The sequence below is a fragment of the Alkalibacterium putridalgicola genome, assembly GCF_040959045.1.
In the GTDB taxonomy this organism is placed as follows: Bacteria; Bacillota; Bacilli; order Lactobacillales; family Carnobacteriaceae_A; genus Alkalibacterium; species Alkalibacterium putridalgicola.
In genome coordinates this window covers 1,660,389-1,682,351 of record NZ_CP162615.1, presented here as the reverse complement: position 1 = coordinate 1,682,351, position 21,963 = coordinate 1,660,389, and the positions used below count along the sequence as shown (strand labels likewise).

20 protein-coding genes, 1 other RNA gene and 1 other annotated feature are annotated in these 21,963 nt (G+C 41.8%); of the genes, 17 read left to right on the top strand and 4 right to left on the bottom strand.

The window, feature by feature from the left end; translation table 11 throughout:
- Positions 1 to 30 precede the first annotated feature (30 nt).
- Positions 31 to 106: a sequence feature (ribosomal protein L21 leader region), on the top strand.
- Positions 107 to 154: 48 nt separating this feature from the next.
- From rplU to AB4027_RS07905, 5 genes are all read left to right on the top strand, one after another.
- Positions 155 to 466: a 50S ribosomal protein L21 gene (rplU, locus tag AB4027_RS07925; RefSeq protein WP_091486106.1), complete on the top strand. Its 312-nt coding sequence runs from the start codon at positions 155 to 157 to the stop codon at positions 464 to 466.
- A 22-nt stretch (positions 467 to 488) separates the two neighbouring features.
- Complete coding sequence (locus AB4027_RS07920) at positions 489 to 830, top strand: ribosomal-processing cysteine protease Prp (protein ID WP_091486103.1); 342 nt, start codon at positions 489 to 491, stop codon at positions 828 to 830.
- A gap of 16 nt (positions 831 to 846) precedes the next feature.
- Positions 847 to 1,131: a 50S ribosomal protein L27 gene (gene rpmA / locus AB4027_RS07915; protein ID WP_091486102.1), complete on the top strand. Its 285-nt coding sequence runs from the start codon at positions 847 to 849 to the stop codon at positions 1,129 to 1,131.
- A 219-nt stretch (positions 1,132 to 1,350) separates the two neighbouring features.
- Positions 1,351 to 2,358: a class I SAM-dependent methyltransferase gene (locus AB4027_RS07910; RefSeq protein WP_368644934.1), complete on the top strand. Its 1,008-nt coding sequence runs from the start codon at positions 1,351 to 1,353 to the stop codon at positions 2,356 to 2,358.
- A 19-nt stretch (positions 2,359 to 2,377) separates the two neighbouring features.
- Entirely contained in the window at positions 2,378 to 3,568 is a 1,191-nt protein-coding gene (locus AB4027_RS07905; protein WP_368644933.1) for an acetate/propionate family kinase, read from the top strand.
- 68 nt (positions 3,569 to 3,636) lie between these two features.
- Here the strand turns inward: AB4027_RS07905 and AB4027_RS07900 are convergent, their stop codons facing one another.
- The 3 genes from AB4027_RS07900 to AB4027_RS07890 form a co-directional block, all read right to left on the bottom strand.
- Positions 3,637 to 4,101, bottom strand: coding sequence for a universal stress protein (locus AB4027_RS07900; RefSeq protein ID WP_368644932.1), 465 nt, complete (start codon positions 4,099 to 4,101; stop codon positions 3,637 to 3,639).
- A 118-nt stretch (positions 4,102 to 4,219) separates the two neighbouring features.
- Positions 4,220 to 4,408, bottom strand: a non-coding RNA gene (gene ssrS, locus AB4027_RS07895) — 6S RNA.
- Positions 4,409 to 4,470: 62 nt separating this feature from the next.
- On the bottom strand, positions 4,471 to 5,736 hold the full coding sequence (locus AB4027_RS07890; protein WP_368644931.1) for a replication-associated recombination protein A: 1,266 nt from the start codon (positions 5,734 to 5,736) through the stop codon (positions 4,471 to 4,473).
- A 185-nt stretch (positions 5,737 to 5,921) separates the two neighbouring features.
- Here AB4027_RS07890 and gshAB point away from each other — a divergent pair, with 185 nt between their 5' ends.
- From gshAB to AB4027_RS07860, 6 genes are all read left to right on the top strand, one after another.
- Positions 5,922 to 8,189: a bifunctional glutamate--cysteine ligase GshA/glutathione synthetase GshB gene (gene gshAB / locus AB4027_RS07885; RefSeq protein WP_368644930.1), complete on the top strand. Its 2,268-nt coding sequence runs from the start codon at positions 5,922 to 5,924 to the stop codon at positions 8,187 to 8,189.
- Positions 8,190 to 8,206: 17 nt separating this feature from the next.
- Positions 8,207 to 9,361, top strand: a complete 1,155-nt coding sequence (locus AB4027_RS07880) for a cysteine desulfurase family protein (RefSeq protein WP_368644929.1) — start codon at positions 8,207 to 8,209, stop codon at positions 9,359 to 9,361.
- Positions 9,362 to 9,403: 42 nt separating this feature from the next.
- Complete coding sequence (locus AB4027_RS07875; protein ID WP_368644928.1) at positions 9,404 to 9,745, top strand: hypothetical protein; 342 nt, start codon at positions 9,404 to 9,406, stop codon at positions 9,743 to 9,745.
- Between the two features lie 187 nt (positions 9,746 to 9,932).
- The gene (gene mnmA / locus AB4027_RS07870) at positions 9,933 to 11,054 is read left to right on the top strand and encodes a tRNA 2-thiouridine(34) synthase MnmA (RefSeq protein WP_368644927.1); all 1,122 of its coding nucleotides are present in this window, start codon (positions 9,933 to 9,935) and stop codon (positions 11,052 to 11,054) included.
- Between the two features lie 142 nt (positions 11,055 to 11,196).
- Positions 11,197 to 11,973 carry an AraC family transcriptional regulator gene (locus tag AB4027_RS07865; RefSeq protein ID WP_091486079.1) on the top strand — a complete coding sequence of 259 codons (777 nt, stop codon included), beginning with the start codon at positions 11,197 to 11,199 and terminating at the stop codon, positions 11,971 to 11,973.
- A 48-nt stretch (positions 11,974 to 12,021) separates the two neighbouring features.
- Positions 12,022 to 14,427 carry an ATP-dependent RecD-like DNA helicase gene (locus tag AB4027_RS07860; RefSeq protein ID WP_368644926.1) on the top strand — a complete coding sequence of 802 codons (2,406 nt, stop codon included), beginning with the start codon at positions 12,022 to 12,024 and terminating at the stop codon, positions 14,425 to 14,427.
- A gap of 37 nt (positions 14,428 to 14,464) precedes the next feature.
- Here AB4027_RS07860 and AB4027_RS07855 read toward each other — a convergent pair whose 3' ends face one another.
- Complete coding sequence (locus tag AB4027_RS07855; protein ID WP_368644925.1) at positions 14,465 to 15,373, bottom strand: diacylglycerol kinase family protein; 909 nt, start codon at positions 15,371 to 15,373, stop codon at positions 14,465 to 14,467.
- A gap of 165 nt (positions 15,374 to 15,538) precedes the next feature.
- Here AB4027_RS07855 and AB4027_RS07850 point away from each other — a divergent pair, with 165 nt between their 5' ends.
- The 6 genes from AB4027_RS07850 (at position 15,539) to mltG (ending at position 21,913) form a co-directional block, all read left to right on the top strand.
- Entirely contained in the window at positions 15,539 to 16,432 is an 894-nt protein-coding gene (locus AB4027_RS07850) for a YitT family protein (protein ID WP_368644924.1), read from the top strand.
- Positions 16,433 to 16,777: 345 nt separating this feature from the next.
- Complete coding sequence (gene alaS, locus AB4027_RS07845) at positions 16,778 to 19,423, top strand: alanine--tRNA ligase (RefSeq protein WP_368644923.1); 2,646 nt, start codon at positions 16,778 to 16,780, stop codon at positions 19,421 to 19,423.
- 165 nt (positions 19,424 to 19,588) lie between these two features.
- Positions 19,589 to 19,846, top strand: coding sequence for an IreB family regulatory phosphoprotein (locus AB4027_RS07840; RefSeq protein ID WP_091486067.1), 258 nt, complete (start codon positions 19,589 to 19,591; stop codon positions 19,844 to 19,846).
- 1 nt (position 19,847) lies between these two features.
- A complete protein-coding gene (ruvX, locus tag AB4027_RS07835; protein ID WP_091486064.1) occupies positions 19,848 to 20,273 on the top strand; it encodes a Holliday junction resolvase RuvX in 426 nt (141 codons plus the stop codon).
- A 14-nt stretch (positions 20,274 to 20,287) separates the two neighbouring features.
- On the top strand, positions 20,288 to 20,593 hold the full coding sequence (locus AB4027_RS07830) for a DUF1292 domain-containing protein (protein ID WP_091486061.1): 306 nt from the start codon (positions 20,288 to 20,290) through the stop codon (positions 20,591 to 20,593).
- A gap of 234 nt (positions 20,594 to 20,827) precedes the next feature.
- The gene (gene mltG, locus AB4027_RS07825) at positions 20,828 to 21,913 is read left to right on the top strand and encodes an endolytic transglycosylase MltG (protein WP_368644922.1); all 1,086 of its coding nucleotides are present in this window, start codon (positions 20,828 to 20,830) and stop codon (positions 21,911 to 21,913) included.
- The last annotated feature ends 50 nt before the right edge of the window (positions 21,914 to 21,963 follow it).

Here is a 21,963-nt window from a genome sequence, read left to right as displayed (position 1 = left end):
GTATGCTAGTAATGTTGTAAATGTGTAGCACCACAACTACAACCGCTCGTATATAAGTCTGAAAAGCAGGAGACTGCTACTTATAACGGCGAGTCTAAGTGCTTAAGAATAAAACTGAACGTTTTATTCATTAATTAAAGGAGGTGCAGCAAACATGTACGCAATTATCAAAACAGGTGGAAAACAGTTTAAAGTTGAAGAAGGCCAAGATATCTTCGTAGAAAAATTAGACGGAGAAGCTGGTGATTCAGTTACTTTTGACGAAGTTTTGTTTGTTGGAGGAGATAATACTGTAGTAGGTAATCCCTTCATCGAAGGCGCGTCTGTAGAAGGTAAGATCGAGAAACAAGGTCGTGCTAAAAAAGTAACGACTTACAAATACCGTCGCAGAAAAGATTCCCATAATAAAAAGGGACATCGTCAGCCTTATACAAAAGTTTCTATCACATCAATCAAATCAAACTAATCATTGAGAAAGTGAGACTGAAATGATAGATATTCAATTTCGCCGTAAAGGTTCAAATTTTATGTCAGTCGAAATGTCTGGACATGCTGAAGCTGGCCCGTACGGTTATGATGTTGTCTGTGCTGCCGTTTCAGCCTTAAGTATCGGAACAGTCAATAGTCTGTCAGAGATAGCTGAAATACCCGTAGAGGTCGTTTCTGCTGAAGATTCTGGCGGCTATCTGGAATTTACTATTCCTGCTGGTATTTCTCAAAAACAAATGGAAACAGGCCAGATACTCATGAAAAGCCTTCATCTGTCTTTAAAAAGTATAGAAGAAGAATACAGTGAGTATGTGAAAATTAATTCCCTAAAAGGGAAATAATGGAGGTGCATTGAATATGTTGAAAATGAATCTACAATTTTTCGCTCATAAAAAAGGTGGCGGTTCAACAACCAACGGCCGTGATTCACAATCAAAACGTTTAGGAGCTAAACGTGGAGATGGACAAGTTGTCTCTGGAGGATCTATTTTATTCCGCCAACGTGGAACTAAGATCTACCCAGGTGAAAACGTGGGTCGAGGTGGAGACGACACTTTATTCGCTAAAATTGATGGTGTTGTTCGCTTTGAACGTAAAGGAAAAAACAAAAAGCAAGTTTCTGTTTATCCTGTAGCAAACTAATTATCATAGAAATTGGAATCATAAATCTTTACGATTTTGATTCCTTTTTTTCTATCATTAAAACTGACACTGTGTCATAACGTGTGCTCTGATTCCTACATACGTGCGGCTTAAATCTTGTGCAGGACAATCGAATGAGTTAGAATAATAGTAGAGTTTTATGGTATTTTCAACTCTGTCGGATCTCTGGCAGAGGGTTGAAATGAAAGGATTGTTGCAGTGGATACATCTAAAGTTGAGAAGTTTTATAACGTTTTACTTGGATCGACCCAGCTTATCAAGGAAGATCTGGATTCGACATTTATAGAAGCCTTTATTGAAACAGGTGAAAACATTCTGGACAATGGGCACATTCACATTGAAGATGGGCTCCCTGAACCAGAAACAAGAGATAAATTGAAAGAGTTATATGATTCGATATCTCTGAGCGAGCTGTCGCTGGAAGAAAAGAAAAAGGCTGTTCAAATGATTTTGATCAGTATGGTGAAAGAAGATCAGCTGCAAGTCAACCACCAGCCAACACCCGATGGTATCGGGGTCATCTTGTCTTATTTTATAGACCTTTTCTTTGATAGAGACAAACCGCTTCATATCGCCGATTTATCTGTCGGAAGCGGGAATTTGCTCTATACACTGTTTACGACCCTCTTTTCAAGAAACAAGCAGCTTAAATTGACAGGTGTAGACAACGACGAACTGCTCATATCGCTTGCGTCAACGCTCTCAGCTATGCTGGATATCCCTGTTCATTTGATGCATCAGGATGCCCTGCAGCCCTTGCTGCTCGAACCTGCAGACCTAATGATATCGGATCTGCCTGTTGGCTACTATCCGAAAGAGGTTCAAAGTGAGGAATTTCAGACTCGCTTCGAAGAGGGGTACTCCTACAGTCATTTCCTGCTCATTGAACAAGGATTCAAATACTTGAAAGAAAGCGGCTATGCCTTTTACCTGCTTCCGACGAATGTGTTTGAATCAGAAGAAGTAAAAAGCCTGCTGAAATATGTTCATTCTGTCGGGCACGTCCAAGGGATCGTTCATATGCCGCTGGAATGGTTCAGTTCAGCCAAGGCCAGAAAATCTCTGTTTATTGTTCAGAAAAAGGGAGCAGACAGTAAACAGGTATCTGAAGTGCTTGTTTCTGATGTACCGAACATCAAAGATCAGGAAGCATTCCAATCGTTTATCATCAATATAAAAAAATGGAAAAAAGAGCAGAACATTTAAAAATGGGAGAGAATACAATATGTCAAAAACTATTGCTATCAATGCAGGAAGTTCAAGTTTGAAATGGAAATTATTCACTATGCCTCAGGAAGAAGTCCTTGCTTCAGGCATCGTTGAACGTATCGGATTGAACGATTCGATCTTCACTATCAAATACAACGATGGTGAAAAATACGAAGAAGTCGTAGATATTGCGGACCATGAAATTGCTGTAGAAATGCTTTTAAAACAGCTGACTGAACTAGGTATCATCGAAGACTTCAACGAGATCACTGGTGTTGGACACCGTGTCGTTGCCGGCGGAGAAATCTTCAAGGATTCCGCTTTAGTGACTGATGAAGTCGTGGAACAGATCGAAAGTTTATCTGAGTTTGCACCGCTGCATAACCCTGCCAATGCGACAGGCATCAAGGCGTTCCGTAAGATTTTACCGGATATCACAAGTGTTGCAGTATTTGACACGTCTTTCCATCAGACCATGCCTAAAGTGAACTACTTGTACAGCATTCCTTTAGAATACTATGAGAAACACAATGCACGTAAATACGGCGCACACGGAACCAGTCATAAATATGTTGCCCAGCAAGCAGCTGAAATGCTGGAAAAACCGATTGAAGACTTGAAAATCATCACCTGCCACTTGGGTAACGGTGCATCGATCACTGCGGTCGACGGCGGAAAATCAGTTGATACTTCAATGGGCTTCACTCCTTTAGCTGGAGTAACGATGGGCACACGTTCAGGTGACATCGATGCTTCACTGCTTCCATTCTTGATGGAAAAAGAAGGCATTGAAACGATCAATGACATGATCTATATTCTGAATAACGAATCCGGTCTTAAAGGCCTTTCTGGGATTTCAAGTGATATGAGGGACTTGGAAGACGCAGAGGAAACAAATGAACGTGCAGCCTTGGCTCTGCGTATCTTTGAAGACAGAGTAATCAAATACATCGGTTCTTATGCAGCAACGATGAATGGTGTCGATGCGATCGTATTTACTGCGGGTATCGGTGAAAATGGTATAGAGACACGTGAGAACATCATCAATGGTGTTTCATTCCTTGGTGTCAACATCGATAAGGAAAAAAATGATGTCCGCGGCAAACAGAGAGTTATTTCTACAGACGATTCTAAAGTTAAAGTGCTGCTCATTCCTACAGATGAAGAACTTATGATTGCCCGTGATGTACAGAAATTAAGTAAGTAAAACAAACAAAAAAACGTCTCTTTCACGGTAAAGGAAAGAGACGTTTTTTATTTGAATCGCTTGGTCGATCAGTCTTCTGTGAACTCGTTGTTCAGGTCAGTACGTACGATCAGCACGTCACACTCAGCCTGACGGATCACATATTCAGAAACGGACCCTACAAAGATTCGTTCTACCGCATTCAAACCGGTCGCACCCAGCATGATCAAATCGATGCTTTCAGCTTCAGGGATCTGTTTGGCGATCATTATTTTCGGTGAGCCGTATTCTAGTACAGTCTTGACTTGTGACAAGCCTTCTTTTTCCGCATATTCTTTGTAGTCGTTAAGGGTATTCTTGGCTTCTTCACGCGCATTATCTGCGATCGATCCATCAAACGTACTGAATGACTGATAAGCCCGCGTATCGATAACGTGAGCAAGAACCAGAACAGCATCATTTCGCTTAGCCACTTCGACAGCTTTCTTGAACGCTTTCTCTGCCTGCTGAGACCCGTCTATCGCTACCAATATCTTCTTGTACTCTTGTAACATGTGACACACAACCCTTCATATTTTCTTACCTTCATTATACTAAAAAAGTAAGCGATTACCTAATAAAAGGAAAAAAGAGCCAGGACGCTAGGTCCTGGCTCAGTTTATGACTAAGTATAAGAAATCCGATGGTGCCGGTTGAATGCCATGTTAGGTTGAACCCGCTATTGGCAGGTGGGCTTCACCAGAAAAATATTTGACTTCCAAGTGATAAGGCGTGTCAGCAATTCTTCCTTTAGAATCCCAATGTTTTAATAAAATGTTCGGTCAACACAGTTTGTAGGCATCGCGTACACCTCAGAATTCTTATCTTTATATTAGCACAGAGGTCTAGTTTAGTCAACGCAGAGTGCTCGGTTACGAAAAAAATTATTTGTTGTTGAACTTGGATAATTGACTGTTCAAAGCATTCTCAAATTTAGATGTAGCTGCCGGTGAATAGTACCGTTTATTCTTGATGGTGTCTGGGAGGTACTGCTGTTTGATCCAGTGATCGTCATGGTTATGGGGATACTGATAGCCGATCCCGCTGCCTAGTTTTTCAGCTCCAGAATAATGGGCATCTTTCAGGTGATCAGGGACATCTCCGGATAGACCGTTTCTTACATCGCTTAAAGCGGCATCTATAGCGGAAATGGCACTATTGGACTTGGGTGACAGACACATCTCTATCACCGCATTGGCCAAGGGGATACGGGCTTCTGGAAAGCCAATTTTTTCTGCTGCTTCTGCTGCAGTGACGACACGGGCGACCCCTGCCGGATTGGCTAGACCGATATCTTCATATGCTGTGACGATAAGGCGTCTGATGATGACTTTGAGTTCGCCAGCCTCGATCAAGCGAGCTAAATAGTGAAGTGCAGCATGGACATCACTGCCGCGAATGGACTTCTGAAAAGCAGAGATAGCATTGTAATGGGCATCGCCATCTTTATCATGACTCAACGCCTTCCTTTGAAGACATTCTTCGGCCGTTTCTTTCGTGATGACGATCTTACCGCTGCTGTCTGCTTCGGTTGACTTTACAGCCAGCTCCAAGGCATTCAAGGCACTTCGCAGATCCCCTTGAGTGGCCCGGGCAAAGTAGGCCAGTACATTTTTTTCAATAGCGATAGAATAGGAGCCGAGACCATCTTCCTCGTCGGTCAGCGCCCTGTTTAAGGCAGAGATGATTTGGTCCTCCGCCAGAGGTTTCAGTTCAAAGATCTGTGCCCGACTTCTGATCGCTGGGTGAATAGAAATATAGGGATTTTCCGTCGTAGCCCCGATCAAAACGATCCGTCCGTTTTCAAGATGTGGGAGCAGAAAATCCTGTTTGGGTTTATCTAGACGATGGACCTCATCGAGGAGCAGAACCACCGTTCCGCTCATTTTTGCTTCTTCGACTACGATCTCCAGATCCTTTTTCTTGTCTGTCGCTGCATTCAGCATGCGAAAGGCATATTGAGTGGATCCGGCTATGGCGCTTGCTATGCTCGTTTTTCCGATACCGGGAGGACCATATAAAATCATGGAGGAAAGCTGTTTGGCTTTTACCATCCGCCATATGATCTTTCCTTCTCCCACGAGGTGCGTCTGTCCTACGATGTTGTCAATGGTTTTTGGCCGCATGCGGTAGGCTAATGGTTTGTTCAATGTGATTCTCCTTAATGAAACGCGTAATTTCAGGTGATACAAGTATAGCATTCTTTCTTCTACAATGGAACAAAAGTGAACGAATGTTTGCTATGGAAAAGACTAATTTTTTATGTTGGATGAGACCTTTTGTGATATGATATAAATTGATATCAACAGCATATTATATTAAGAGGAAGTATAAAATGAATCTAAAGAAAATAATACAGAACAATCAGCTTGAACCTTATTTTGTAAAAGGATCCTTCGGTATAGAGAAGGAAGGGCTAAGAACCGATGAATCAGGACATCTCGCTCAAACAGATCATCCGGCCGGATTCGGTAGCCGTAATCATCATCCTTATGTCCAGACAGACTTCAGTGAGGCGCAGCTTGAATTAGTTACGCCGGCTCTCGACACGTTGAAGCAGCAGTATCAATGGCTGAAGGCTTTGCATGATGTCGTCAACCGTACGATCGATGAAGATGAATTTGTCTGGCCATTCAGCATGGCTAATATCCTGCCGGAAGAAGAGGATATTCCTCTGATCAAAGTGGATGATTACAGAGAAATCCGGTATCGTGAAAAATTGGCTGAAAAATATGGCAGAAAAAAACAGATGATCAGCGGTGTCCATTATAATTTCTCTTTTACCCCTGAGTTTCTGGAGAAAATCAACAGTCATGTTCAGTCAGAAGAAAATGTCGATGAGTGGTGCAATGACTTGTACCTGAAGATGTCACGAAATTATCTAAGGTATCAGTGGGTCCTGACTTACCTGTTCGGAGCATCTCCCACAAGTCATCCTTCGCTTTTGGACAGTGAGACTATCGGTCCTGTAAGAAGTCTTAGAAACAGCCAGTACGGCTATCACAACACGTTCAGCGATAATGTTTCTTATGAATCCATAGAGAATTATATTCGTGATATCGAAGAGTTAGTACAAAACAATACTTTATATGAAGAAAGAGAATATTACGGTTCATCGCGTTTACGGGGCGCCGGAAAAAACGTGTGCCAGTTAGTCAATAACGGCACACGCTACGTTGAATTCCGGTCATTCGACCTGAACCCGCTCGATCCGCTTGGATTTTCTTATGAGCAGTCTCTATTTGTTCATGTCTTTCTACTGACAATGGTTTGGATGGATGAAGACAACACTGATGAGGATATCAAGGTAGGTATAGCTAAGAACGCAGCCACTGCGCTTGAACATCCCTTTGAACCTTCGCAGTATAAAGAAGAAGGTCTTGCATTATTGAAACGTATGAAGGAGACCAGTCTGGAACTGGATCTGAGTGATGACTATACAGCTGTGATAGACAAAGCGATCCATCTGTTTCATCATCCAAAAGAGACGCTGTCCGCTCGGATCGTCGAGGAACAGAAAGACAGAGGCTCATTTATTGAATATGGTATCGCGCTCGGGAAAAGCTATAAACAGCTTTCTCTTGAGAAACCTTTCCTTTTGAATGGGTTTGAAACACTGGAAATGAGCACCCAGCTCCTTTTGTTCGATGCTCTGCAGCTCGGTGTGAAAACGACGGTGCTGGATGAACAGGACCAGTTTCTTGCCTTTAATCATAAAGGGGATAAAGAGTACGTCAGAAACGGAAATATGACATCAAGAGATACGTATATTTCCCATTGGATCATGGCGAATAAAACCGTGACGAAGAAACTACTCAAAGACAATGATTTTGCTGTCCCTGAAGGTGAAGAGTTTTCTTCACTAGAAGAGGCTAAAGATTATTATCCTATTGCCAGAGACAAAGCCATCGTCATCAAGCCCAAATCGACCAACTACGGTATCGGCATCACGATTTTTAAACAAAGACCTGAAAGAGCTGATTATGAAGAAGCACTGAACTTCGCCTTTACAGAAGATGACAGCATCCTCATAGAAGAATATATCGAAGGGACTGAATATCGCTTCTTTGTACTGAATGGGAAAGTTGAAGCTGTCCTGCTGCGCGAACCGGCCAATGTTACGGGGGACGGTGAGCACACGGTCAGAGAGCTTATCGAAATGAAAAACACTCATCCTTACAGAGGAGAGAATCACCGTGCTCCGCTGGCAAAAATAAAAATGGGTGAGATCGAAGCACTCATGCTAAAAGAACAAGGTTACACTTTCGACAGTGTCATAGCTAAAAAAGAAAAAGTATATCTCAGGGAAAATTCAAATATCTCTACGGGTGGTGACTCTATCGATGTGACTGACGACATGCATGAAAGTTATAAACGCATTGCAGAAGAAATCGCAAGTGCATTAGATGTTAAAGTAACTGGTTTGGATCTGATCGTCCCTGACATTAAAGTACCGAGTACAGAAGAGAATAAAGGCTATACTGTCATAGAAGCCAACTTTAACCCGGCGATGAATATGCATGCCTATGTACAAAAAGGAAAAGGCAGACGCTTATCAAGAAAAGTGCTGGATATGTTATATCCTAACATCGAACTCTCTTAGTTTAGAAAGGATAAATTATGAGCGAAACAGTCTATTTAGATCATGCAGCGACTACTCCCATGCACCCTGAAGTAATTGAAATTATGACAGAGGCTATGAAAAGAAATTTTGGAAATGCCTCAAGCATTCATCAAATCGGACGTGAAAGCAGAGGCCTGGTTGAAGAAGCGCGCCGAACGTTTGCGGAAAGTATACATGCCAAGCCTCAAGAAATTGTCATTACGAGCGGCGGGACCGAAAGTGATAATATCGCCATATTAAAGACTGCTGAAAAGTACAAAGATAAGGGGAAACATATTATAACGACTGTGGTCGAACATCCGGCTGTCTTGAAACCCATGGCATATCTAAATGAAACAGGATTTGATATCACTTATTTGCCTGTCAATGAAGATGGGGAAGTAACCGTGGAACAAGTCAAAGAAGCTCTCCGGGAAGAGACTATACTTGTTTCGATCATGTATGGGAATAATGAAATCGGAAGTCTTATGCCTATCAAAGCAGTAGGTCAATATTTGAAAGAAACTGCTCCTGAAGTGGTCTTTCATACAGATGCTGTTCAGGCTTATGGGACTGAGGATATCGACGTAAGAGATGAAAATATTGACTTACTCTCAGTCTCCGCGCATAAAATCAACGGACCCAAAGGGATAGGCTTTCTCTATATAAATGAGGATATCTCAATCCCCCGTCTAATTATGGGTGGAGAACAGGAGAACAACAAACGAGCGGGAACTGAAAACATCCCTGGTATTGCGGGCTTTAAAAAAGCAGTAGAACTGAGAATGACAAACAAAACAGATCTAAGAGATTCTTATAGTTATTTCAAAAAACTGTTTATTAATAAACTAGAAGAAACTGATATAGACTTTAGCGTAAATGGATCAATGGAAAGAAGTCTACCACATATACTGAGCATTCATTTGAAGGGAGTACCGTCAGATAAACTGCTCATCCACTTGGATTTAGCTCGAATCGCCGTATCGACAGGTTCCGCCTGCTCAGCAGGGAATGTTGACCCTAGTCATGTATTGATTGCTTTATATGATAAGGGACACCCGGCAATCGAAGAAACAATAAGAGTGAGTTTTGGTTTGGGTGTGACAGAAGAAGCTATTATAAAAACAGTTGAAAAAATTCAGGACGCCTGTACTTTTTTAAAGGGAAGTTGATGTATAATAAAGACAGTAGAACTTTAAAGGAGGAATAAATGAATGGCAACATACAAGACAGATCATTTATTAGGCAGTGAGGATCATTATGCTGTACATGAGGATGCAAAACGGTACACGCTTAGAGACAACGGGTTCCTGGAAAGTAAAAACGGTTCGTTTCAATATGAGCGTGTCCTTTCTCTGCATAGTCAGGACAAGAAAGTCCCTAAACTGAAACTGGTTATTTCCAAGGAGATCAATGAGCTGAAACTGTCTGCTGTGACCTCGAACGGGTTGAAGAAAGTCGACCTATACAAATCCGATCAGCTGGAAGAGGAAAGAAAATTTGCCGAAGGGATCATTGAATCGCTTGTCAACGCCAATGTTCTTAAAAAGGTTTAAAACCCTCTTTCAACCTAAAAACCTGCTCCAGAGAAAAGACACACAATCCAATTGTGTGTCTTTTCTTTTAATAATCCCCGCTATCCCTTGATTTATTCATGATAGACAGTATAATAGTACAGACTGGAAACATACGAACCTTCAATTCGTGCAAGTACAGAATCTTTACAGAAATGATGGTGAAAAAATGTCAAATGCAAGTACAAGAGTGGTCGTAGGCATGAGCGGTGGAGTCGATTCATCCGTTACAGCTTTACTGCTTAAAGAGCAAGGGTATGACGTTATTGGCGTTTTTATGAAAAACTGGGACGATACAGACGAAAATGGTTTCTGTACCGCTACAGAAGATTATAAGGACGTCGCTCTCGTAGCCAATAAAATAGGCATCCCTTATTATTCGATCAATTTCGAGAAGGAATATTGGAACAAAGTCTTCCAGTATTTCCTGGATGAATATAAAAAAGGACGCACACCGAATCCGGATGTCATGTGCAACAAGGAAATCAAATTTAAAGCCTTCCTTGATTATGCCATGAGTCTTGGCGCTGAATATGTCGCTACCGGGCATTATGCCAGGGTCAGCAGAGACGAAGACGGAACGACTCACATGCTGCGCGGTGTGGATAACAACAAGGACCAGACCTATTTCCTGAATCAGCTGTCTCAGGATCAGCTGTCTAAAGTCATGTTCCCTCTAGGTGAAATGGATAAAAGTGAAGTCAGAAAGATAGCTGAAGAAGCTGGACTGGCCACAGCCAAGAAGAAAGATTCAACAGGCATCTGTTTTATCGGAGAAAAAGACTTTAAAGAATTTTTGATGAATTATCTTCCTGCTCAGCCAGGTAACATGGTGACCGAAGCAGGCGAAGTCATGGGACGTCATGACGGGCTGATGTACTATACTATTGGACAAAGAAAAGGTCTGGGTATAGGTGGAACAGGTCAGTCCAATGAACCGTGGTTTGTTATTGGGAAAAATCTGGAAAAGAATGAACTGATCGTCGGCCAGGGATTCACTCATCCCCACCTTTATGCGACGCATCTGGAAGCTAGTGACTTCTCCTTTACAATTGGTAAAGAGTATCCTGAAACGTTCAGATGCTCTGCTAAATTCAGATACAGACAAAAAGACGTCGATGTAACTGTTCACTATAATAAAGAAGAAGATACAGCAGTAGTAGAATTCGATGAACCGGCACGTGCAATCACTCCCGGTCAGGCTATCGTCTTTTATGATGGAGACGAATGTCTGGGCGGCGGAACGATAGACCGTGCCTACAAGGAAACTGAATTACTGCAATACATTTAAGTGAGATGATGATAAAAGAGCTGCTCTGTTGATCAGACAGCTCTTTTTTTACTTTCTGGATGAACCCTTCAAAATGAATGTCCTTTCTGTTTCAGATGTAGTATACTGATAGACAATATTAGTGATAAAAGGAGCGGTACGCATGTACTTATTCGAGCAGTATGGTATGGAAGGAGAAGAACAGTTCACCTATTCTTCATTGAAAGATTTGAACTTTCCACTTCATTTTCATCGGGCATATGAAATCATTATTGTAGAGAAAGGTGAAATGGTCATTGCTGTTGAAGAAAGAGACTATCACCTTAAAGAGGGGGAGGCTGTATTCATTTTCCCTAATCAGCTGCATAAACTGTCTACACCAGAATATTCTGTCTGTAGAGTACTTATTTTTTCACCAGAACTGATTGGACATTTTTTTTCATCTTACAAAAGTTCTGTACCAGAAGATAACCGCTTTGCAGTGACAGAGATACCGGAAAAACAGGCACTGTCCTCTATTTATGCACAGAAAGCAGTCTTATATGGGTATTGTGATACACTGATCCGTTCGACATCTTTTGAAGAAATAAAAGTATCCTCAAAACGGAAGATCATCCAGAACGTCCTTATTTATATCGACAATCACTATCAGGATGACTGTACATTAAAAGATGTCACAAAAGCCATCCAATATGATTATGCCTATGTCTCAAAACTGTTTTACACTTACACGAACCTGACATTCACGACCTATATAAACAGATACCGTTTAACTCAGGCAACTTATCTCCTGCTCAATACGGAAGAGACGATAAGTGATATTTCTCAAAAATGCGGGTATAAGACACTGCGCACGTTCAACCGTAATTTCAAGGAATTAAAGTCTGTTTCACCCTCTAAATTCAGAGAAGAAAATAAAGTTTCTGGTAAAAACCTCTAGATTAATGAGCGAGTATTAGATAAACTATTCAAGGAAGGAGGACGTCTCATGCAGCAGCTTGATTTTTCAAACGAAATGGGTTCAGAAGAATATATCAGTGGTGAAATAGCCGCGGTATATTTCTCCAGTCCTTCTAATTATTATAAAGTGATGCTTGTCAAGATCGATTCAACGAACACAAAAGTAAATGAGACACAGACTGTGGTCACAGGTAACTTTGGTCAGATCCAAGAAGGGGACAGTTACAAGTTCTTTGGAAAGTGGACGGATCATCCGAAATACGGACTACAGTTTCAGTCTTCAAAATATATCAAAGAAAAACCCTCTACTGAAGAAGCGATCGTAACCTATCTTTCCAGTCCACGCTTTAGAGGAATCGGAAAGAAGTCTGCTGAAAAAATAGTGGATACTTTAGGTCTGAACTGTATTGATATGATCCTTGATGATGAAAAGGTGCTGGACAGCATCCCTGGATTGAATGAATCAAAAAAAGAAATGATCCTTTCTGTTCTGGACAAAGAACAGGGGATGCAGAAAGTCATCATAGCCTTAAATAATTACGGGATATCCAATAAACTGGCTTATAAGATATATCAGCGCTTCGAAGGGGACACACTCTCTGTCATTCAGTCAAATCCATACCGGCTGATCGAAGAAATCGAGGGTATCGGTTTCAGCCGGGCGGATGCAGTAGCTGAGGAGATCGGGATCGTTGGTGATGCACCTGAACGAGTGAAAGCAGGCATCGTTTATACGCTTGAAGAACAGACCATGAAATCCGGCGATACTTATGTAGAAGCAGAATTTTTATTGAATAACAGCATCGCTGTACTGGAAAAAAGCCGGCCATTTATCATAGATCCGGATCTGATCGCTGAGAATATTATTGAACTAGTCGATTCTCAAAGCATCATCCAGGAGGAAGATGCCTTTTACCTGCCTTCACTGTATGCTTCAGAGTGGGGGATAGCCAATGCGCTAGAGCGGTTGAAGATAAATGCTGAAAAAGAAACTGTAAAAGAAGCTGCCATAAACAAAAAAATAAAGCAGTTTGAAAAGCGTCGGGGTATTTCTTTCGGATCGTCTCAGAAAGAAGCGATAAAAAAAGCTTTAACGTCACCGGTATTCCTGCTGACCGGAGGGCCTGGAACAGGGAAGACGACGGTCCTTGAAGTCATCGTATCCATTTATGCTGAACTGGAAGATATCAGCCTGGATCCGGCAGACTATCCCAATGACCCTTTCCCTGTCCTGCTGGCTGCACCGACTGGACGTGCAGCTAAACGAATGAAAGAAACGACCGGACTGCCATCAAGCACCATTCATCGACTTCTTGGCTTGACGGGTTCCGATGATGATCCGCTTCAGGAATCTGATCGGATGCTGAAAGGTTCCCTCCTGATCATTGATGAGATGTCGATGGTCGACACCTGGTTAGCTTATCAGCTCTTGAAAGCTGTCCCAGATAATATGAAAGTCATCATGGTCGGAGATAAAGACCAGCTGCCTTCAGTGGGGCCAGGTCAGGTCCTCAGAGATTTGATTGCGAGTGAAGAAATCGAGAAAAAAGAACTCACTGAGATCTATCGCCAGAATGACGGCTCATCGATCGTCTCGCTGGCCCATGAAATTAAAAGAGGCGATATACCCGATGATTTCACTTCAAAGAAAAATGACCGGAATTTTTTTCCGTGCGGGACGAATCAGGTCGTCGATATCGTGTCATTATTAGTTTCAAAAGCGATCGAAAAAGGGTACACAGCTCAGGATATCCAGGTGCTGGCCCCGATATACAAAGGCAGTGCCGGGATCGATCGGCTGAATAAAAATCTTCAGGATCTTTTCAATCCTAAAAAAGAAAAAACCAAAGAAGTCGAATTCATGGATAAAAACTACCGTATAGGAGATAAAGTTCTGCAGCTCATCAATGAGCCCGAGCGCAATGTTTTCAACGGAGATATGGGAATCATTACCGGGATCGTCTCAAAGAAAGAATCAGAAAACAATGTGGAAGAACTGGTCATAGATTTTGACGGTAATGAAGTCAACTATCTGAGAAATGAGTGGAATAAAATCACACTCTCATACTGCTGCTCTATCCATAAGTCTCAAGGCAGTGAATATCCGATGGTCATTCTGCCTATCGTATACGGGTATGGCCGTATGCTCAAAAAGGATATCATTTATACTGCCATCACACGTGCCAGTCAGACATTGCTTTTATGCGGAGAACAGAATGCATTTCTGAAGAGCGTTTCTGAAAATACAACGGAACGGCTGACCTCATTAGCCAGTCGGATCAGTACCAGTTCAAAAGAAGAGAACCCGGTTCTGGAAATCAAGAGAAAGAAAATAGAAACACCTCAGTCAAGAGCCGACTATGTCCTGACGCCTTCAGATGTTGAAACTGATGCAGTGGATCCGATGATCGGCATGGAAGGTATCAAACCTTAAAGAAGCGACCTCATAAACTGAGATCGCTTCTTGCGTTTTATATCCAGAATGGCCGTTTGACTGTTCGGACCGACATGTTTTGTATGTTTTTCTCTATAAGCTCGCCGTCACGCTGACCATACTGGGGAGTGTACAGCGTGAAGCTGCAGGAAGCAACTCGATGACTATGCAGCTTGGGATGCTTCAGATGACTCTGAGTTGTCAGGATCGAAAAAAGAATACTGAGAAGCTCTTTAAAGCTCACTTTTTCAGCAATAACCAAATCGATCATGCCGTCAGTTGCAACAGCCTCCGGATGAATAGGAATGCCTCCTCCAAAAAATTTGTTATTTGTACATACGATAAGTAGGGATTCACCATAAATATAATTCTGTTTATCAGTCACCAGCTTCAGCGGGAAGGCTTTCTGGGAAAAATAGGCAGAGAGAACGGAAGCGAGATAAGAGAACTTTCCGATGGTCTGCTTGTTTTTCGTCTTGTCTATTTTATTGATAACCATGCCATCCAGTCCAAAGCCTATGCTGTTTACAGCAACAATATTTGAATAGTCCGATGTACCGATCAGTACATCCAGATAGGTAGGGGAATCGGTATCGAGTATATTGTTAACTGAGGCTTCGATCGTTAATGGCAGTCCAAGCGACCGGGCAAAATCGTTGCCGGATCCCGTAGCTATATAGGCCAAAGGAATAGGAGCGTCAACATTCAGCAATCCCTGCACAGCTTCATTTAACGTGCCATCGCCTCCCACAGCAACGATCAACGTGTCATTTTCTACCTTGTCTGCTAAATGTTCAGCGAGTACAGTGGCATGCTTGGGGTATTGGGTGATATGTATTTCGTAGGTACTATTAGAACGCTGCATGACCTGTCGGATCTGGTGCGTTGTTTTTTTGCCGTTTCTGGAAAATTCGTTCACGATAAAAATCAAATGTTTATTCTTCACGTAATCACCAATTCTTGTTTTATAACCATAGTATACGTGAAATATATAGAAAAGAAAGATAATCTTAGTAAATACACAGAAACAGAACTTGTCCTTGTCATTGTGACACTTAAAGTGTTAGAATGTTTCGAGTTGACTAATAGCGATTTAAAAGGAGGATATTAAATGTTACGAGTAGCAAAAAAATATACATTAAGCGCGGTGGACTATGTCTATATCATTTTCGGATCATTTTTAGCGGCTGTGTCTTTTCAGGTGTTTTTATTACCTAATAATATAGTCTCAGGTGGTGTTTCCGGCTTATCCATTGCAGCGAATGCCACGTTCGGCTGGGATCCGGCGATGTTCCAGTATGCACTTAATATTCCTCTACTGATCCTGTGCTTTTTACTGCTGGGGAAAGAAGCGGGATATAAAACGATCCTGGGCAGCCTGCTGATTCCCTTTTTCCTGATGTTCATTGGAGATTGGGATCCTGTCACTAGAGAGCCGCTTCTGGCAGCTTTGTTTGGCGGCGGTATTACCGGTTTAGGTCTCGGTATCGTTTTTCGGGCAAAATCGTCGACTGGCGGAACGAGTATCATAGTACAAATTTTATATCAGTACCTCCACCTCCAGCTGGGACTTAGCACTATAATGGTGGACGGTGTTGTCATCCTTATAGCCTTGCTGGTCTTTGATGTCGAAACAGTGATGTTTTCACTGATAGCCTTGTACATCGTTTCCAGAACGATCGACATGGTCCAGCTTGGCTTCAATAGAAATAAAAATGTCTTCATCATCTCAGACAATCCAGAAGACATCAGACAGGAAATCCTGCATACCATGGAACGTGGAGTCACGAATCTTGGGATACGCGGAGGATATGGCAATACAGACAAAGATATGCTGATGGCTGTTATACAGGAAAGAGAATTCACGCTCCTGAAAGAGGCAGTCATAAAAGCCGATCCTGATGCCTTTGTCGTTGCCATGCCGGCCAGTGAAGTGCTGGGACGCGGATTTTCGATGCATAAATATTTTCCTGCGCATGAAACAGATTGGACAGATGAAGTGTAGAGACTTGTATGCTTTAATCATTGGCTTTTTAGTAGTAAACTGTCCGGAGAATATTGACTAATGGACCGATCTGCGCTATACTTTTAACATTCACAGAAGGACATGCTGAAGCTTTACTAAAAGAGAGATATTCCGCTGGTGAAAGAATATCACAGACTTCAGTGCTACCTTTGGATCATTTATACGAAAGTATAACGTTACTTGGCGTTAACAAGTCTCAAGAGGTAATGGCTGACTGAATAAGTTATTACAAACAAGGTGGTACCGCGAGCACTCGTCCTTGTCTGTAGTAATTTATTCAGTTTTTTTGTTTATATAAATTGTTTATAAAAGGAGAAATGAAAAATGAAAGAACTATCAAGTGCTGAGTTGAGACAACTTTTTTTAGACTTTTTCAAAGAAAAAGGACATAAAGTAGAAAAAAGTGCCTCACTGGTTCCCGTAGAAGATCCGACGCTGCTCTGGATCAATTCAGGAGTCGCTACGATGAAGAAATATTTTGACGGCACCGTCCGACCGGATAACCCTAGAATAGCCAGTTCACAAAAGAGTATTCGGACAAATGACATCGAGAATGTCGGTGTGACGGCCAGACATCACACATTGTTCGAAATGCTGGGAAACTTCTCTATAGGAGATTACTTTAAAGAAGAAGCAATCGAATGGGCATGGGAATTCCTGACTGGGGACAAGTGGCTGGCGCTGGACCCGGATAAACTATATATTACGGTCTACCCTCAGGATGTAGAGACGTATAACATCTGGAAAGACAAGATCGGTGTTGACGAGTCTCATCTTATAGAGGAAGAGGGTAATTTCTGGGATATCGGAGAAGGACCGTGCGGCCCCGATTCTGAGATTTTTTATGACAGGGGAGAAGCCTTTAATGATCTGCCTGAAGGACACGAAGAGAATTATCCAGGCGGAGAAAATGAACGCTGGCTGGAAATATGGAACTTGGTTTTCTCGGAGTTCAACCATAAATCCGATGATACGTATGTGCCATTACCTAATAAAAATATTGATACGGGTATGGGACTTGAACGAATCGTATCTGTCGTCCAGAATGCACCGACAAACTTTGAAACAGATTTGTTCATGCCTATCATAAACAAAGTCGAAGATATTTCCGGTCACGAATATAACAAGAACAAAAAGGATAGAGTCAGTTTTAAAGTAATCGCGGATCATATCCGTACACTGGTTTTTGCCATCAGCGATGGGGCACTGCCTTCCAACGAAGGACGGGGTTACGTGTTAAGACGCCTGCTGAGAAGAAGTGTCATGCATGGCAGAAGGCTGTCCATCGAAAAACCATTCCTGACCCAGCTGATTCCAGTAGTCGGGGAAATCATGCAGGCACATTATCCTGAAGTCAGTGAGAACACTGAATTTATTGAGAAAGTTATTTTAAACGAAGAAGAACGATTCCTTGAAACGCTCTCTGCCGGTTTAGACAAGGTAAAAGAAATCGTCGAAGAATTAAAGGCTGAGGGGCAGACCATTATTTCAGGAAAAGATGTTTTCCAGTTGTATGACACATATGGTTTCCCTCTGGAATTAACAGAGGAAGTTGTTGATGAGGAAGACATCACAATCAACTATGAAGAATTCGAAGTGGAAATGGAAAAACAGCGTGAACGAGCACGATCTGCCCGCCAGGCAGAAGGGTCCATGGCCGTTCAGTCTTCTCTCTTAAGTGATGTGTCAGTTGAAAGTGATTTTATAGGTTATAATCACGACGAAACGTCGAGTGAACTCGTTAGGATTATTAAAGAGGAGAGCTTTGTCCAGACAGCTGAGCCGGGAGAATCAGTCAGACTTATATTCAGCGAAAGTCCTTTTTATGCTGAAAAAGGTGGACAGGTGGGCGACAGCGGCCTGATCCTGAATGATGAACAAACCGTGATGGCAGAGGTGACGAATGTCAAATCTGGCCCTGATGGACAGCCTATTCACGAAGCAGAGATAAGACACAAGCTGAATGTCAATGAGACCTATTATCTAGTCATAGACAGAAAACGTAGAAGACTGATCGAACGGAACCACACGGCTACGCATCTATTGCATCAGGCATTAAAAGATGTTCTGGGGGATCATGCGAATCAGGCTGGCTCTCTAGTGGAAGACAGTCAGTTAAGATTTGACTTTACTCATTTTGGGCAAGTGACTGAAGAAGAGCTCAAGAAAATGGAAGAGCAGGTCAATCAGAAGATCCAGGAAAATATTATGGTCGAAACAGTTGAAACAGACATCGATACGGCAAAAGAAATGGGCGCAATGGCCTTATTTGGTGAAAAATACGGGAAGCATGTCCGAGTCGTATTGATAGATGACTATTCAAAAGAGTTATGCGGTGGAACACATGTCAAAACCACTTCAGAAATCGGCTTATTCAAGATCTTATCCGAAACAGGTATCGGTGCCGGAACACGACGTATTATCGCGAGAACAAGCGAAGGGGCCTACCGCTGGATGGAAGAACAGCTGACTATCTTAAAGCAGGTCTCAAAATTAATGAAACTGCAATCGCACAGTGATCTGCCTATTAGAGTAGAAGGTCTTCAGAAAGAAATAAAAGAGATCAGTCAGGCAAATGAATCGCTGCATGCCAAACTGGCGAATGCTCAGGCGGAAGATATCTTTACAAAAACGGAAACAGTTGGAGACTTAACTGTTATCGCTGAAGAAATCAAAGCTAAAGACATGAACCAGCTGAGACAGCTGGCAGATAAATGGAAGCAGAATAACTATTCGGATATCCTGGTCCTTGGACTGAGAAATGAGGATAAGGTCAATCTCATAGCTTCTCTTAATGAGAAAGCAAGAGAGAAAAATCTGAAAGCTAGCCATCTTATCAAAACGATTTCTCCTTATGTCAAAGGCGGCGGTGGCGGCCGGGACGACTTTGCACAGGCAGGCGGAAAAAATCCGGACGGACTTCCGGAGGCATTACAGGCCGTTTCTGAATGGGTAAGAGAAAACAGCTGATCTGTGTAGTAAATGAATAAGTATATTCATATTTCGATTTCACATCATAGAATGCATTGTACTTTGGGTTGATTTCTAGTAAAATGGACATACTAGAAACTTTCAGAAAGAATATGATCAACTAGCCACTTATATTCTGTAATGAAAAGACGGAGGGAACATTAGATGACTTCAAATGACCATACTGTTCGATTTAATGTAGATAATATCGATGAACACAGTGTTGAAGAAACATTGAAACTCGTATATACTGCATTAGAAGAAAAAGGGTATAATCCTATCAATCAGATCGTCGGCTATCTATTATCCGGAGATCCGGCATATATACCTCGTCATAACGATGCCAGAAACCTGATCAAGCGGCACGAGAGAGACGAAGTCCTGGAAGAACTCGTTACGCGATATATTGAGACAAAAAAATAATATGCGGATAATGGGTTTGGACGTCGGATCAAAAACGGTAGGTGTGGCTGTCAGTGATTATTTTGGATGGACGGCACAGGGAATAGAAACAATAAAAATAAATGAATCCAGAGAAGAATTCGGACTGGACCGTTTAAAAGAACTCATCGAAGAGTATGAAGTAGAGTCGTTCGTTGTCGGGCTCCCGAAAAATATGGATGGCACGATCGGCGAACGGGCAGAAATCTCTATGGAATACGGTGACAGGATAAAAGAATGTTTCGGTTTGCCGGTCACGTATGTCGATGAACGGCTGACAACCATGCAGGCAACAAGAATGCTGATAGAAGAAGGAAATACTTCCCGTAAAAAACGAAAAAAAGTAATCGATAAACTTGCGGCTGTGATGATATTACAAAATTATTTAGATCAGCAGTCAAAAAGCTAAAGGAGGAAATAACTATGTCAACTGACCACAACCATGATCACAACCACGACCATGAGCACATAACGATCATAGATGAAGAGGGTAATGAAGAATTATATGAGATCCTTTTCACTTTTGAATCAGAAGACTTCGATAAATCCTATGTCCTTGTCTATCCAGCTGGAACAAGTGAAGGTGATGAAGTCGAATTGTCTGCATTTTCTTATAAAGAATCAGAAGGCGGGCTTGAAGGAACATTAAGTTCCATCGATTCTGATGAAGAATGGGAAATGATCGAAGAAGTATTAAATACATTTATAAGTGATGAAGAAGAAGATTAAGTAAAAAAGCAAACAGAAAGACGGATATCAGTAGTGAGTCGCTTTCATCTGGAAGCAGTTATGAAAGTCTCACGGCTATCCGTCTTTTTTTTTGAGTCAGATATAAAGTAATCTTGAAAGTACAACATTAACGTGCGGAAAATTCGATTGTAGCATAGAATTATCTTTTCTATACACTGGATATTGTGTATAATGATTAAGATAACTATCTTAACAAAAAAGGATGGACAGTTCATGCCTGATAGAAAGTCAACCAAGACGGTAAGAAAAATTGTATTGAGTATCGTTTCAATTCTGATCATATTAATTATTGTGCTCGTTGTATCGGGGTATCAGTACTATACCTCCTCACTGGAACCGCTAGAGCCGGAAAGAAACACAGATGTCCCGGTAGAAATCCCTATTGGTTCATCACGGACAGATATTGCTCGTATACTTGAGGAAAATAATATCATACGGAGTGCATTCGTCTTTAATTATCATTTAAGATTTACTGGAGAAGAGGGCTTCCAAGCAGGCTACTATCTATTTTCACCTTCGATGTCTACAGAAGAAATCGTGTCCCAGCTTCAAGAGGGTGGCACACCGATCATGGAAGAATCGGCAGGGAGCATCACGATCCCCGAAGGATTTACTGTAGAACAGGTGGCTATCGTTATTGAACAACAGACAGATTATTCAGTCGATGAATTCTTTGAACTGATCGAAAGCGATGCTTTTCTGGAAGAAAAATTGGAAGAATATCCGGATCTTTTGACTGGAGCAATGGAAGTCAAGGAAGAAACACTGTATACATTGGAAGGGTATCTTTTTCCTGCTACATACGAGTTTCTTGATGATACAACAATGGAACAGTTAGTTACACAAATGATCAGTCGAATGGATCAAGTGTTCCAGGAACATTATACTGAAATCAAAGAACAGGAAACGACTGTTCACGACATATTGACACTGGCTTCTTTTGTTGAACGAGAAGGTATTACTTATGAAGACCGTGAACTGATCGCTGGTGTCTTTTACAATCGTCTTGATGTCGGCATGGCCCTTCAGACAGATGTGAGTGTAACCTATGCTCTTGGAGAGCATCAGGAAAGAATAACCTATGATGATCTGGAAGTTGATTCCCCCTATAATTTGTATCAAAACACAGGGCTTGGACCTGGACCGGTAAATAATCCGTCTGAAGAAGCCATTCAAGCCACTCTTTATCCTGCTGAAACAGATTATATGTATTTTCTCGCTGATTTAGCGACACGAGAAGTATATTTTTCAGAGACATATGAGCAGCATTTGGACTATAGAGATGAATATTTACGATAATAATTAAAAGCATTGAGTCTTTATTGACTCAGTGCTTTTGTTAAGACCAC

Excerpts from the sequence above, each read along its gene's own strand:
- AB4027_RS07920 (WP_091486103.1), top strand. The coding sequence starts at position 489 with ATGATAGATATTCAATTTCGCCGTAAAGGTTCAAATTTTATGTCAGTC.
- AB4027_RS07875 (WP_368644928.1), top strand. The coding sequence starts at position 9,404 with ATGGCAACATACAAGACAGATCATTTATTAGGCAGTGAGGATCATTAT.
- rplU (WP_091486106.1), top strand. The coding sequence starts at position 155 with ATGTACGCAATTATCAAAACAGGTGGAAAACAGTTTAAAGTTGAAGAA.
- AB4027_RS07840 (WP_091486067.1), top strand. The coding sequence starts at position 19,589 with ATGACTTCAAATGACCATACTGTTCGATTTAATGTAGATAATATCGAT.
- mnmA (WP_368644927.1), top strand. The coding sequence starts at position 9,933 with ATGTCAAATGCAAGTACAAGAGTGGTCGTAGGCATGAGCGGTGGAGTC.
- gshAB (WP_368644930.1), top strand. The coding sequence starts at position 5,922 with ATGAATCTAAAGAAAATAATACAGAACAATCAGCTTGAACCTTATTTT.
- AB4027_RS07830 (WP_091486061.1), top strand. The coding sequence starts at position 20,288 with ATGTCAACTGACCACAACCATGATCACAACCACGACCATGAGCACATA.
- AB4027_RS07865 (WP_091486079.1), top strand. The coding sequence starts at position 11,197 with ATGTACTTATTCGAGCAGTATGGTATGGAAGGAGAAGAACAGTTCACC.
- AB4027_RS07900 (WP_368644932.1), bottom strand. The coding sequence starts at position 4,101 with ATGTTACAAGAGTACAAGAAGATATTGGTAGCGATAGACGGGTCTCAG.
- alaS (WP_368644923.1), top strand. The coding sequence starts at position 16,778 with ATGAAAGAACTATCAAGTGCTGAGTTGAGACAACTTTTTTTAGACTTT.
- ruvX (WP_091486064.1), top strand. The coding sequence starts at position 19,848 with ATGCGGATAATGGGTTTGGACGTCGGATCAAAAACGGTAGGTGTGGCT.
- AB4027_RS07860 (WP_368644926.1), top strand. The coding sequence starts at position 12,022 with ATGCAGCAGCTTGATTTTTCAAACGAAATGGGTTCAGAAGAATATATC.
- AB4027_RS07880 (WP_368644929.1), top strand. The coding sequence starts at position 8,207 with ATGAGCGAAACAGTCTATTTAGATCATGCAGCGACTACTCCCATGCAC.
- rpmA (WP_091486102.1), top strand. The coding sequence starts at position 847 with ATGTTGAAAATGAATCTACAATTTTTCGCTCATAAAAAAGGTGGCGGT.
- AB4027_RS07905 (WP_368644933.1), top strand. The coding sequence starts at position 2,378 with ATGTCAAAAACTATTGCTATCAATGCAGGAAGTTCAAGTTTGAAATGG.
- mltG (WP_368644922.1), top strand. The coding sequence starts at position 20,828 with ATGCCTGATAGAAAGTCAACCAAGACGGTAAGAAAAATTGTATTGAGT.
- AB4027_RS07850 (WP_368644924.1), top strand. The coding sequence starts at position 15,539 with ATGTTACGAGTAGCAAAAAAATATACATTAAGCGCGGTGGACTATGTC.